Source organism: Sulfuricaulis limicola, from assembly GCF_002355735.1.
GTDB lineage: Bacteria > Pseudomonadota > Gammaproteobacteria > Acidiferrobacterales > Sulfurifustaceae > Sulfuricaulis > Sulfuricaulis limicola.
In genome coordinates, this window is sequence record NZ_AP014879.1 from 237412 (window position 1) to 250123 (window position 12712).

Annotated in this window: 11 protein-coding genes; 4 read left to right on the forward strand and 7 right to left on the reverse strand. The window is 62.9% G+C overall.

Annotated elements, in window-relative coordinates:
* Both mobA and SCL_RS01170 read left to right on the forward strand, forming a co-directional pair.
* Complete coding sequence (gene mobA / locus SCL_RS01165) at nt 1–594, forward strand: molybdenum cofactor guanylyltransferase MobA (RefSeq protein ID WP_096359231.1); 594 nt, start codon at nt 1–3, stop codon at nt 592–594.
* A gap of 97 nt (nt 595–691) precedes the next feature.
* Nucleotides 692–1429: a Crp/Fnr family transcriptional regulator gene (locus SCL_RS01170; RefSeq protein WP_096359232.1), complete on the forward strand. Its 738-nt coding sequence runs from the start codon at nt 692–694 to the stop codon at nt 1427–1429.
* Between the two features lie 11 nt (nt 1430–1440).
* On the opposite strand, the gene SCL_RS01175 is transcribed toward SCL_RS01170, so the two are convergent.
* The 4 genes from SCL_RS01175 to SCL_RS01190 all read right to left on the reverse strand — a co-directional run bounded on the left by SCL_RS01175 (nt 1441) and on the right by SCL_RS01190 (nt 4655).
* Nucleotides 1441–2772, reverse strand: a complete 1332-nt coding sequence (locus SCL_RS01175) for a sensor histidine kinase (protein WP_096359233.1) — start codon at nt 2770–2772, stop codon at nt 1441–1443.
* Nucleotides 2772–3434 carry a response regulator transcription factor gene (locus SCL_RS01180; protein ID WP_096359234.1) on the reverse strand — a complete coding sequence of 221 codons (663 nt, stop codon included), beginning with the start codon at nt 3432–3434 and terminating at the stop codon, nt 2772–2774. The genes SCL_RS01175 and SCL_RS01180 overlap by 1 nt, the downstream gene beginning before the upstream one ends.
* Nucleotide 3435: 1 nt before the next feature.
* Nucleotides 3436–3741: a PepSY domain-containing protein gene (locus SCL_RS01185; protein WP_197702665.1), complete on the reverse strand. Its 306-nt coding sequence runs from the start codon at nt 3739–3741 to the stop codon at nt 3436–3438.
* A gap of 272 nt (nt 3742–4013) precedes the next feature.
* Nucleotides 4014–4655, reverse strand: coding sequence for a cytochrome b/b6 domain-containing protein (locus tag SCL_RS01190; RefSeq protein ID WP_096359235.1), 642 nt, complete (start codon nt 4653–4655; stop codon nt 4014–4016).
* A 158-nt stretch (nt 4656–4813) separates the two neighbouring features.
* Between SCL_RS01190 and SCL_RS01195 the strand changes: the two genes are divergently transcribed.
* On the forward strand, nt 4814–5212 hold the full coding sequence (locus SCL_RS01195; RefSeq protein ID WP_096359236.1) for a TraR/DksA family transcriptional regulator: 399 nt from the start codon (nt 4814–4816) through the stop codon (nt 5210–5212).
* Between the two features lie 121 nt (nt 5213–5333).
* On the opposite strand, the gene SCL_RS01200 is transcribed toward SCL_RS01195, so the two are convergent.
* From SCL_RS01200 to SCL_RS01210, 3 genes are all read right to left on the reverse strand, one after another.
* Complete coding sequence (locus SCL_RS01200) at nt 5334–6497, reverse strand: NAD(P)H-dependent flavin oxidoreductase (protein ID WP_096359237.1); 1164 nt, start codon at nt 6495–6497, stop codon at nt 5334–5336.
* 104 nt (nt 6498–6601) lie between these two features.
* Nucleotides 6602–6997 (reverse strand): SirB2 family protein, encoded by a 396-nt coding sequence (locus SCL_RS01205; protein ID WP_197702666.1) that lies wholly within the window; start codon nt 6995–6997, stop codon nt 6602–6604.
* A 2-nt stretch (nt 6998–6999) separates the two neighbouring features.
* Complete coding sequence (locus tag SCL_RS01210) at nt 7000–8241, reverse strand: NnrS family protein (protein WP_096359238.1); 1242 nt, start codon at nt 8239–8241, stop codon at nt 7000–7002.
* A gap of 309 nt (nt 8242–8550) precedes the next feature.
* Between SCL_RS01210 and SCL_RS01215 the strand changes: the two genes are divergently transcribed.
* A complete protein-coding gene (locus tag SCL_RS01215) occupies nt 8551–12705 on the forward strand; it encodes a PAS domain S-box protein (protein ID WP_096359239.1) in 4155 nt (1384 codons plus the stop codon).
* Nucleotides 12706–12712 lie beyond the last annotated feature (7 nt).

A 12712-nucleotide genomic window follows, 5' to 3' on the forward strand; every position in this document is an offset into this window, starting at 1 on the left:
ATGGAAATTGCGACACGCGACATCACGGGCGTCATTCTCGCCGGCGGCCGCGGCAGTCGCCTCGGCGGCGCCGACAAGGGCCTGGTGCCTCTGCGCGGCCGGCCGCTGGTGGAATATGCCATCGATGCCTTGCGGCCGCAGGTGGGCGCGCTTTTGATCAGCGCCAACCGCCATCGCGACATCTATGCATCCTACGGATACCCGGTGATCGCCGACGTCATGGGCGATTACGACGGACCGCTGGCGGGGATGTTAAGCGCCATGCGTGCCGCCGGCACCGCTTATATTCTGACCACGCCGTGCGACGCCCCGTCGATCCCGGCCGATCTGGCCCGGCGTCTGGCCGAAGCCCTGGTCAGCAACAATGCCGTTGCATCGGCGGTTTCCTTGCAGGGAAGTCTGCAGCCGGTGTTTGCCCTGCTGCGCTGCAGCCTGGCCGGCGATCTGGAGAAGTGCCTGAAACAGGGTGAACGCGGGGCCGGCGAATGGCTGCGTCGCCACCATGTGGTGCCGGTGGATTTTTCGGGCGCCACCGGGGAATTCGTGAATATCAACACCCCGCAGGAATTGCTGGCGCAGCAACATTACGGCTGAATTGACATAGATCAATATCCTGTCCGGGCGACTCCCCTAGATTGAAGCCACCTGTCGCGGCCCCGATCGCGAAGGGGGAGATACCGGTAATCAAGATATGGCTACCTGTGCCTGTGAGATCAATGCCTGTGTCCTGTGTGAAGACCGGATTTATTCCGGGCTTTCGAAGGAACAGGTTTGCCACATACGCGAACACCTGGTCCGCGAGATGTATGAACCGCACGAGGTGCTGTTCCGCGAGGGTGACGAGGCGACCTCCCTGTTCTCGCTGCGTTCCGGCCAGATCAAGCTCACGACCTCGATGCCGGACGGGCGGCAGCAGATTTTGCGGCTCGTGGTCGCGGGCCAGCTGCTGGGCATCGAGACTTTCAAGGCCCAGCGCTACCCGTTCACCGCCGAGGCGCTCACCGACGTGGTCGCCTGCAAAATCAGCCACAACGACCTGCGGCAAATCCTCGAGTTGAATCCGGCCGTGTCCTTGCGCCTGATCGAGTCGCTCAGCCAGCAACTGGACCAGGCCGAGTCCCTGATTCGCGATCTCGGGCTGAAGACGTCGCTGGAGAAGGTGTCGAGTTTCCTGTTGTCGCTGATACCGCAACGCGGCGATCCGGGCGCCGAGCTGCCGCTGCGGCTGTCGCGGCGCGAAATCGCCGAAATGCTCGGCTTGACGGAAGAGACCGTGAGCCGCGTCATGGCCGACTTCGCGCGCAGGAAAATCATCGGAAGCGGGAAAGGTTACATCCGCATCCTCGACCGCAAGTGGCTCGGGGAGACCGCCGGGGTCAGGAACGATTCAACCGCCGCCGGACTGCGTGTCGTGGCCGGTCACTCCTGACCCGACTGTCGTCAATCGCCGGCCACGGGCAACTGCACCGTCGCCAGGAACCCACCCAGAATTTCCGAACGGCCGAAGCTGATCCACCCGCCGTAGTCTGACGCTGTCTGCATCGCGATGGCGAGTCCCAGGCCTTGCCCGGGCGTGGATTCGTCCAGCCGCGTGCCGCGTTGCGCGAGGGTGGCCAGGCTCTCATCCGGACAGCCGGATCCGTCGTCGTGGACGCGGAGCGTGACGGCACCTTCGTTGATCGCCACCTCAAGCAGCACTTCGCGCCTGCTCCATTTGCAGGCGTTGTCCAGCAGATTGCCCAGCAGCTCCAGCATGTCCTCGCGGTCCGCCGGAAACGCCACCGCGGCCGGCATGCGCAGGTTTATCCCGAGCGGTTTGTCGCGATAAAGCGCCTTGAGGGTTTCGACGAGCGCCGGCAACTCCGTGGCAAAATCGAAACGCCGGCCTGGCAGGGCGGCGCCCGATAGCCGCGCGCGCCTGAGTTCGCGCTCGATGAGGTGTTTCATGGTCCGGAGCTGTTCCGTCATGGCCTGGCGCGTGGCCACGGCATCGGTCTTTTCTTCCTCCACCTGGTGTGTCAGCAGCGTGAGCGGTCCCTTCAGGGCGTGTGCGAGATTGCCCAACGCCTGGCGCGAACGCGCCAGGCGTTGCGTCATTGCCGCGAGCAGGTGGTTGAGTTCCCTGACCAGCGGCGACAGCTCGGCGGGAACCGCTTCATTCAGCCGGGAGACTTCACCCTGCTCCAGTTGCCTGAGTTCCGTCCGTGTCCGGCGCAACGGACGCAAACCGTGACGCACCAGCCACGCCTGGAGCGCCAGCAACAGCGCCAGCGCGGCGAGCGAGACCAGCGCGTAGCGGTTGCGGAACTCGCGCATCTCGCCCTCGAGCGGCGCAAGATCCTCGGCAACGGAGATGACAATGCGCCGACCCTGCCATTCGAAAATCCGTGCATGCATGATCAGGGATTGCGCTTGTGGTCCGGGGACGTGTTGCGTCAGCGTTCCGCTCGCGGTCCCGGAAACGGCAGGCAGATCCTGATCCCACAGGGAGCGCGAGCGCAGCGTCTGATTGCCGGAGTCGATGCGGTAATAGCTGCCCGAAAAGGGCTGCCGGTAAATCTTCTCGATGCGATCCGGCGCGAGCTGCAAGCGTCCGGCGGTATCGAAGGAAATGCCGGTGAGGAGATTTTCGATGTTGTGCTCCATGTGCACCTTGAAGCCTGACTCGCTCAGGTGACGCAAGGTCACTGATACCACCAGCCACTGCAGGGAGAACACCGCCACGAGACTGACGGCGAGGCTGACACCGAGATATTTCTGGATCGAGCGCATCAGGATTTGGCGCCGAAGACATACCCCTGGCCGCGCCGGGTTTGAATCACGCCGGGATCGAGTTTTTCCCGCAACCGGCGTATGTATACCTCGATCACGTTGCTGTCGCGCTCCGAGTCGAAATCGTACACGTGTTCGGTGAGCTCGGTTTTGGAAAGGATTTTCCCCGGATGCAGCATGAAGTAGCGCAGCAGGCGGAATTCCGTGCCCGTCAGTTCGACGGTTTTCCCGTTGTACGTGACCGTCTGGCGTTCCTCGTCGAGCGCGAGGTCAGCCGTGCGGATGCCGCCTTTCGGTTCGCCGTGCCGGCGACGGATGATGGCGCCGACCCGCGCGATCAGCTCTTCGACATGGAACGGTTTGGCGAGATAGTCGTCCGCCCCGGCCTTGAAACCGTCCACCTTTTCCTGCCAGGTGTCGCGCGCGGTCAGGATGATGACGGGCATGGTCCTGCCGCGCGTGCGCCAGTGCTTCAGTACCTCAAGCCCCGGACGCCGCGGCAGTCCGAGGTCGAGCACCACGGCGTCATAGGACTCGCTGTTGCCGAGGTGTTCGGCGTCCTCGCCGTTATCGGCGGTGTCGACGGCGTAACCGGCGCGCTCCAGCGCCTGTTCCAGGCTGGCGCACAGTGCCGCGTCGTCTTCCACCACCAGCAGTCGCACCTTACTTTTCCCGTTTTGCCTTCAGCAATTCCCCGCTTTTGGCATCGTATTCCAGTTCATGCACCACGCCTTTTTCATCCACGACCTTCACTTCATAGACATAGCGCCGGGATTCTCTTTCCAGCTCGGTTTCCACGATGCGTCCGGGTTGATGCTGCCGCACCTTTTCCAGTATCTGCTCCAGCGGCTGGATGTCGCCGGCTTCCCGGAGTTTCCTGGCCTCATCCTGGCTTTCACCGGCGAAGCCGGATGTGGCGCCGGCCAGCAGAACGGCAACGGCGAGGAATGCCATGGCCGGTGTTTTCATGGTAATACTCCTTTCAGCGTAATGGAAATTAGCGCCCAGTGCCCGGGGCGAACGGGCGACTCCCTTCCGAGGCGAAGCTCCTTCGAAGGGAGTACGCCGGGCCGCCACAAGAAACCAAGTTCCTTGAGTCGCACCGGCCGCCACCGCCGAAAGAGCTGTCGCCTCGGGCGGTGGCGGCCCCTTCGCAATGGGCGCATGTAGCCGCAAAGAACTCTGTTTGGTTTGGCACTATTACCGCTGTTTCCGATGAGCTGTGTCACGGGCTTCGGCGGCTAGGCGCGCTTGCGTCCGGTGAACATGGCGCGCACCAGATTTTCCCGGTGCATCAGGCTGCCGACGATCACGCCGGCGATGTGCAGCGCGACCAGCAGCAGTGTCAGGTTGGCGAAGAACTCGTGCAGCTCTTCCCAGATTTCTCCGTTGCCCCCGTCTTTCTCGTCATCATCATCGGCCACGGCTTTGGCGATTATCCCGGGCATGGTGACCTCGGCCCCGGCCGCGAGCGAGGCGAAGAGCCCGGTGCCCTTTTCCGTGTCCTGCAGGGCGAGGCCGGTGACGCCGGTGACAAGCAATGACACCAGCAATGCGATAATCATCATGCCACCCAAAGGGTTATGCCCAGGATAGTGTTTGGGATTTCCGCTCAGCATTTCCCGGGCGTAGCCCAGCACGGTGGAAGGGCGGTAGACAAAATCACTGAAACGCGCGTAACGTGTGCCGACGAAGCCCCAGACGATGCGCACAAGAACCAGGCCGATGACGGCGTACCCGGCCAGCTCGTGCAGGCGTGATTCCTCGTCGCCGGTGAGCCAGGCGATGGCAAAGGCCGTCACCAGCGACCAGTGGAACAAACGCACCAGCGGGTCCCAGACCTTCACGGTCGCCGGGGCTGACGGGGTTTCGGGAAGGTTCATGACGGCCTCCTCAGGCAGGGTTATCGGTTGTCGCCGTGAATGCTAGCAACCAAAGCTGAAACCAAACTGAAAGGCGCGGAACGACGGGGCTGTGTTACCCTTGGGACGGAGATAGGGCGGCCGCACTCGAGCAATACATACGATTTTCAGGAGCCACCATGCCGGAACTGTCCGAAAAGCAGCTGCAAGACTTTGCGTCGCGCCTGAGAGACCGGCGCGAGGAGCTGCGCGAGATCATCCATCGCGAACTGGCCAGCTCGACGCAGGAAGACTACACCGAGCTCGCCGGCATGGTGCACGACGCCGGGGATGAGTCTTTTGCGGAATTGCTGCGCGGCATCAACCTGACCACGCGCGCCCGCGAGCTCGATGAAATCCGCGACGTGGAGGCCGCGCTCGAGCGCATCAAGAACGGCATTTACGGCACCTGTACCGATTGCAACGACAGCATCGCCCTCGACCGTCTCAACGCCTATCCGACGGCGAAACGCTGCATCAACTGCCAGAGCCGGCACGAAAACCGCCGGGGCGGGCGCGACGCCACGCCCAGTCTTTAATCATTCGCACTGATTTTGTTTAGAACTGTAGGGCGCAATAAGCGCAGCGCATTGCGCCGCATGTAATCTGCATCCGGCGCATTACGGCTGTCGCCTAATGCGCCCTACGGGTTGACTGTGCTCAGATAGCGGCACCGGCCGAACGCCCGGTCAGCAGGACTTCCAGCAGCTCGCGCACCTTGCGTATCTCCGCGCCGAAGGGCAGCGATTCCGAACCGCGGAAGAACAGGCCCTGCTGAATGTTGCCGCGCTGCGCCGCCGCCAGCTGGGTTTCGATGCAGAACTGGCCGGCATGGGGATTGCCGTCCTTGAAGCCGCAATGCGCCAGGCACTCGAGCCGGCTCGGGCACTGGGAGCATTCGGGGGTCGCCCTGGCCCGCAGTTTTTCTTCCTTCGCCAGGTAGTTTTTCAGCCACGGTGTCAGCACCGCGCGCGCCGGCAGCCCGGCGGCGCTCATGAACGTGACGATCTCTTCCGGTTTCGCTTCGGCCAGCACCTTCTTGAAGTTGGGATGGGCGTCGCATTCCTCGGTGACGGCGAACGGCGTGCCGATCTGGGCGCCGGCGGCGCCCATGTCGAACAGTTCCTTGAGCTTCTGGAATGAATTGACGCCGCCCGCGGGTATCAATGGAATGCTGCCAAGCGCGATGCCCAGCTCCTGGAACACACGCCGGATTTCCTCCAGCACGCGCCCGAAGTCGAATTTCGGATCGTTCACTTCTTCCATGCGCGTGGCGCCGAGATGGCCGCCGGCGTAGCGCGGGTGCTCGATGACGATGGCGTCCGGCAGCCGCCCCTTGCGCATCCATTTCTTCAGCACCGCGCGCACGCCGCGTTCTTCCGAAAGGATCGGGATCAGGGAGACGTTTTTGAATTTTTCCGTGAGCTCGGGCAGGTCGAACGGCAGTCCGGCGCCCGAGATGATGGCGTTGGCGCCGCTCTTGCAGGCCTGCACCACCAGCTCGGCGTAATTCGACAGCGCGCGCATCACGTTCACCGCCACGAAGCCGTCCGGCGCGATCTCGTGTGCGGCGCGGATCTCGCGGTCGAGCGCCTCGATGTTGGCGGCGCTGTGGACTACCGGGTCGTGGCATTTGCGCAGGCGCTGCATGATGTCCGGATACAGGCGCCGCAGGTCGACGCTGGCGATGGTGCCGACGGCGCCTTCCTTTGCGACCGCGCCCGCCAGGCGGTGTCCGGAAATGCCCACGCCCATGCCGCCCTGGATGATGGGAAGCAGCTGACGCCCACGGATCGTGAGCAGAGGGAAGGAAGTTGGGATCATGGGCCGGGTCTGATGCAACAGGCTAACCGGTTGCGCGCGGAAAAGTGTTGATCAAGGTCAACTCGCAGCCGGATCACGGACGCGCAGCAGGTTTTGAGACAGCTTCAGCCGATATAAGGCAACACCTGTCGCGTCAGCGCCACCAGGACGATATAAAGGAATATGGCCAGCGCCACGAGCCAGGCGGTGACGCGGATCTGCTTCGTTTTCCCGTATTTCAGGCCGACAGCGCCGACGACGATATAGGCGATAAGCGCCAGCACCTTGGCCGTGAGCCAGCCGTGCACGAAGGGGTATTGCCGGATCAGCCACGCCAGCAGAATGGCCGAAACCAGCAGCGTCGTATCAATAATATGCGGCAGCACCCGCACCCATGTCTTATGCAGCCAGGGCGATTCGCGGATCATCCAGATGCCGCGGATGAAAAAGCCGGCGCCGGAAAGCACGACGCAGGTGACGTGCACGTGCTTGAGCAGCGACCACATCGATTCCAGGTTCATGGTTATCCCGATTTCCCGTCCACGCGCCGGCGCACGTACATCGGTGCGTACAGCCAGGCCCACAGCAGGAAGGATAGCAGCCAGGTCGTCGCCGCCAAACCGTTCAAAACACTGCCCGCCGTGCCGGGCGTGAATTCCGCGGCGATGCGCAGCACGGCGGCGATATTGACTCCGAACAGCACGCGCCAGGTGAGATCATCGGCCTCGAGCGCGCGGCCGGAATGGCCGAGCGTGACGCGCGAGGCCATGGCCACCACCATGCCGGTGAAGAAGCCGATGCCCAGCGCGTGCAGCGGCACGCGCCCCAGATGGTCAGTGCCGGTGACGAGCAGTGCCAGGCTTTGCACCGCGTAGAGCGTCATGCCGATGCCGAGCCACAGGAAAGCGATATGCAACATGGCCAACAGCCGCGCATGGAAGCTGCGGCGGAACTGCCAGACCCAGGAGTGATGCAGCGCCGCTGCCGCCAACGGCGCATCCGCGAGGAAGCGCCACGCCGGCAGGCCGGCGATCTCGAACGCCGTGTGCGCCACGACGCAGATCACCATCACCGGCGGCCCCCAGGCGGGGCGCACCATCAGGTAATTCATGAGCGCGCTCTGGCTGAAGAACGGGATCATGCGATGCGCCACCAGAAACACCACCGGCAGCAGAAACAGCCACAGTCCGGTCTCGCGCGCCAGCTGGAACGCCAGCGGCGACCGGGTCACGACACCTGCCAGGAAGCACGCAATGCCGACCGCGCCGGCGGCGAGCGCGAGATTGAGCAGACGCTCGTGCGGGCCGCGTTTGGGCGCCTGGCGGTAGACCGTGAACAGGGAGTAGAGCGCCACCACCCATCCCGCCAGTTGCAGTACCAGCGCCAACGCCACGAGCAGAGAAGAAATGAACAGGCCCGCGTAAAACAAAACCATCCCCGTTACGAGAAGAATGAAGACGGAGACGTATTGCGTGGCCGGTATGATCGCTCCGCCCATCCAGCGCGGGTAAACCGTGAACAGGAATCCGAAAATGAAAAACGGGAACAGCCCGAACAGCATCAGAAACACATGCACCGAAGTGGAGGACAGTACGAGCGGCAGGGGTGGCCACCAACCCACGCGTGCGAGCAGTTCCGTGAGCCAGAACAGCATGATCAGGACCGTCTGGAGCACGCCGGGGAGGAACATCATCCGGTGCGGGGCGGCGGCGAATACCCGCCAGAAGCCCGGTTCCGGGCTGGCTGCTGAAGCTGATGGAGGCATGATCGATCCTGTGTTATTGGCCGCGGGTTTTTTAGCAATGCCGGCGCCCGCGGGGCATTGATGAAAATCAAGGGTGGCGCGGCGCTTTCGTTAAGTTACCGCAAAACCGGGTGAAAAACCCCGGCGCCTGAGAAATTTCATGCCTGATCAACTATAAATTGGATATGGAAAGTAAGGTTTATCGCATTATGATTTCCCTGGAACAGGGGACATAACAGAAAACTGCCACGGCCGGCAGCACTGACAACGAAACGGCAATCGCGTCATGCTGATTGGCGCGCGACGGCCAGTTGCGGAGAGCGGGGGCGCATGGCGACAAAACCCGATATCAAGCGGAGACGTCTCCGACGGCGGAGTGCGATATCACCGGCCGGCAAGCGCAAGCCAGCCAGCAATCTCTTGCGCAACATTGCCACGAGTTTGTCGGCTCTCTACGGGGAGCGCTACCTGCATTCGCTCACGCAGTACCTGACAAAAACCTTGGGCATGGAGTATGCCTTCGTCGGTGAACTGGCGAGCGACCGAAAGGAAACGGTGAATGTTGTCAGCGCCTGTTTGGACGGCAAGACTCAGGACAGCTTCAGCTACAGTCTGATCGATACCCCCTGCCAGCAGATCATCAGCCGCGGCGCCAGCGCCTACCCCCGCAAGGTGCAAAAATTGTTTCCCAGGGACCGTTATCTCGTCGATATCGGCGCCGAGTGTTATGTCGGTGTGCCCCTTTTCGGATCATCCGGACAACCGCTGGGCATGATCTCGGTTATCGGCCGTCACCCGTTGCGCAATCGGGAAATGGTGGAGTCGGTGTTGCAGGTTGTCGCGGCGCGCACCGGCACTGAACTGGAGCGGCAGCGCCTGTACCAGGAGCTGGGCGAAAGCTACCGCACCCTGACGACGCTGATGGCCAATCTCCCCGGCCTGGTTTATCGCTGTCGTAACGACAAGGACTGGAGCATGGAATTCATCAGCCAGGGTTGCCTCCAGCTGACCGGCTACGCGCCTGATGATTTCGTCAAACGCCGTACGATCAGCTATGGCGAATTGATTCATCCCAATGACCGGGAACCCGTCTGGGACGAAGTCCAGGCCGCGCTGAAGCAAAACCGTTCGTTTCAGCTGGTCTATCGCATCACGACGGCCGACGGCAAAATGAAATGGGTCTGGGAACAGGGCCGCGGTGTGTATTCCTCGCAGGGCGAGTTGCTGGCGCTGGAAGGTTTTGTCACCGACATCACCGAGCGCAAGCGCGCCGACGAGGCCCTGCTGAAGAGCGAGACCCGATTGCGCTCGATCGTTCAGACCGCGCTCAACGTCATTATTGTCCTGTCCCCCGACCACCGCATTCTGGAATTCAATCCCGAGGCCGAGCGCGTCTACGGGCGCCGGCGCGCAGAGGTCCTGGGAAAGGATTACTTCGAGCTGTTTCTGCCACCTGATCTGTGGCAGACGGTGGACGATGACCTCAGGATGGTCATGTCCGGCAAGGAGACACGCGGGTTTGAAAACACCGTCCGCGCCACGGACGGCAGCAAGCGCATCATGATATGGAACGTCAGCCGTCTGGATGATACTGCGGGTCAGGCCATCGGCATCGTGGCGATCGGCCACGACATCACGGAGCAGCGCCAGACAGAGGCCGCCGCCAGCCAGCGCGAGCGCTTGTTGCATACCGTGCTGGAGGCCCTGCCGGTGGGGGTGTGGATTGCCGATCGCCACGGCAAGCTGGTGTCCGCCAACCCGGCCGCGCGAGCCATCTGGGCCGGCGCCCGGTATGTGGGCATCGAACAGTACGGTGAATACAAGGGTTGGTGGGTCGAAACCGGCAAGCCGATTGCCGCCGATGAATGGGGGATGGCGCGCGCCATCACAAAAGGCGAGGTCTCGCTCAATGAAGTCATCGATATTGAATGTTTCGATGATGCGCGCAAGACCATCCTGCATTCCGCCCTGCCCCTGCGTGGACTGGAGGGGGAAATCGCCGGCGCCATCGTCGTCAACCAGGACATCACCGAACTGCGGCGGGCGGAGGCGGCCCTGCGTGACAGCGAGGCACGGCTCAAGGAAGCGCAGCGTATCGCGCATATCGGCAGCTGGGAGCTTGACCTGGTGTCGAATCAGCTGACGTGGTCAGAGGAGATTTTCCGTATCTTCGAGGTCGATCCTCACCCTTCCGGCCCGTCTTATGAGCGGGTGTTTCTCGACGCGGTGCATCCGGATGATCGCGAGGCCGTCCATCGCGCCTATACCGAGTCGGTCACGAATCGTACGCCCTATGACATCACGCACCGGTTGCTGATGCCGGATGGGCGCATCAAATATGTGCACGAGCGCAGCGTGCACTACTACAACGAAGAGGGCCTGCCGCTGCGTTCGGTGGGTACCGTGCAGGACGTCACCGAGCGCATGCGCGCCGAGCAGGCGTTGCGGCGTTCGGAGGAACGCTTGCGCGTCATTTACGATGCCAGCCCCGTGATCATCAGCGTTTCGCGCCTGGAAGACGGGCAGTTTCTGGAGGTGAACCCGACGTTTCTGCGCATCGGCGGCTGGACGCGGGAGGAGGTGGTCGGCCGCACCTCATTCGAGGTCGGTGTCTGGATCGAGTCCCGGGACCGGGAAAAAATCATCGAAGGCGTGCGCGCGCATGGCGCCGTGCGCGATCTGGAAATCAGCTTCCGCATCAAGTCGGGCGAGGTGCGCCGGTTGTTGTGCAGCGTCGAGCTGATTCAGCTCGATCAGGGCGCCTGCCTGCTGCTGGTCGCGCAGGACATTACGGAGCGCAAGCAGGCCGAGTCACAGATGCAGAAACTCTCGCGTGCGCTCGAGCAGACCGCCGATGCCGTGCTGATCACCGACCGCAACGGCGTGATCGAGTACGTCAACCCGGCCTTCGAACAGGTGTCCGGCTATACCTCCGCCGAGGCCGTCGGCCGCCAGCCGAACCTGCTCAAGTCCGGCCGGCAGGGCCCGGGGTTTTACGAGAATTTGTGGAAAACCATCCTGGCCGGCGAGGTCTTCAATGACGTGCTCATCAATCGCCGCAAGGACGGTTCCCTGTATTACGAGGAAAAGACCATCACGCCGATCAAGGACACCGACGGCCGCATCACGCACTTCGTCGCCACCGGCAAGGACATCACGGAGCGGATGCAGACACAGGAGCGTCTGGCCTTTATGGCGCAGCATGACCCGCTTACCGAGCTGCCGAACCGCGCCTTGCTGCTCGATCGCCTGAAACAGTCGCTGGCGGGAGCGCGCTGGCGCGAACGGCGCGCGGGGATATTGTTCGTGGACCTGGACCGTTTCAAGACCATCAACGACACCCTCGGTCATGAGGTGGGTGACCGCCTGTTGCAGCAGCTGGCCGAGCGGTTCCAGCGCAGCGTGCGCGACGGCGACACCGTGGCGCGCTTCGGGGGTGACGAGTTCGTGATACTGCTCGACGACGTCGCCTCCGAGGACGATGTGGCCGGCGTGGCGCAGAAAGTGCTGCAGGCGCTGACCCCGCCGTTTCAGGTCGACGGCCAGACGCTCTATGTCACGGCCAGCATCGGCGTGAGCCTGTTCCCCAACGACGGCGAGGACGCCAGCACGCTGCTCCGGAACGCCGACATCGCCATGTATCGCGCCAAGGAGATGGGCAAGAACACCTATCAGTTCTACTCGGCGGACATGAGCTCGCGCGCCTTCGAGCGCCTGACGCTCGAATCGAACCTGCGCCGCGCGCTCGAACAGGGCGAGTTCCGTCTCTATTACCAGCCGCAGGTCGACGTGACCACGGGCGCCATCGTCGGCGTCGAGGCGCTGCTGCGCTGGCAGCACCCGGAGTTCGGCCTGGTCATGCCGAACGAGTTCATTCCGCTGCTCGAGGAGACCGGCCTGATCGTACCGACCGGTGAGTGGGTGCTGGATACCGCCTGTGCGCAGCTGGCCGAGTGGCACGCGCAAGGCTGGCCGCGGTTGCGGTTGGCGGTGAATCTGTCGCCGCGCCAGTTTCAGACGCAGAACCTGACGACGGTGGTCAAACAGGCTGTCGACCGGCTCGACGGCGACCCGGGAAGGCTGGAGCTTGAAATCACCGAAGGCATGCTGCTGCGGCATGCGCCCATCACGGCCGAGACCCTCGAGGCGCTGCATTCGCTCGGCGTGCGCATGGCGATCGACGACTTCGGCACCGGCTACTCGTCGCTTTCGTACCTGCGGCGTCTGCCGATCGACACGCTCAAGATTGATCGCATGTTCGTGCGCGATATTCCGCATGACCCCGACGACAGCGCCATCACGGTCGCGATCATCGCCCTGGTGCAGAGCATGAAGCTCGAAATGATCGCGGAGGGAGTGGAAAACACCGCGCAGCGTGACTTTCTGCAGGCGCGCGGATGTAACCTGATGCAAGGCTATCTCTTCTGTCGCCCGCTGCCGGTGGAGGAGATCACCCGCCTGCTTCAGTCCGGCAAGAAGTTTTAGCGGCGCC

Coding starts and splice junctions, on each gene's coding strand:
- mobA (WP_096359231.1), top strand. CDS start 1: ATGGAAATTGCGACACGCGACATCACGGGCGTCATTCTCGCCGGCGGC.
- SCL_RS01200 (WP_096359237.1), bottom strand. CDS start 6,497: ATGATCCCAACTTCCTTCCCTCTGCTCACGATCCGTGGGCGTCAGCTG.
- SCL_RS01190 (WP_096359235.1), bottom strand. CDS start 4,655: ATGAACCTTCCCGAAACCCCGTCAGCCCCGGCGACCGTGAAGGTCTGG.
- SCL_RS01215 (WP_096359239.1), top strand. CDS start 8,551: ATGGCGACAAAACCCGATATCAAGCGGAGACGTCTCCGACGGCGGAGT.
- SCL_RS01170 (WP_096359232.1), top strand. CDS start 692: ATGGCTACCTGTGCCTGTGAGATCAATGCCTGTGTCCTGTGTGAAGAC.
- SCL_RS01185 (WP_197702665.1), bottom strand. CDS start 3,741: ATGAAAACACCGGCCATGGCATTCCTCGCCGTTGCCGTTCTGCTGGCC.
- SCL_RS01195 (WP_096359236.1), top strand. CDS start 4,814: ATGCCGGAACTGTCCGAAAAGCAGCTGCAAGACTTTGCGTCGCGCCTG.
- SCL_RS01210 (WP_096359238.1), bottom strand. CDS start 8,241: ATGCCTCCATCAGCTTCAGCAGCCAGCCCGGAACCGGGCTTCTGGCGG.
- SCL_RS01175 (WP_096359233.1), bottom strand. CDS start 2,772: ATGCGCTCGATCCAGAAATATCTCGGTGTCAGCCTCGCCGTCAGTCTC.
- SCL_RS01205 (WP_197702666.1), bottom strand. CDS start 6,997: ATGAACCTGGAATCGATGTGGTCGCTGCTCAAGCACGTGCACGTCACC.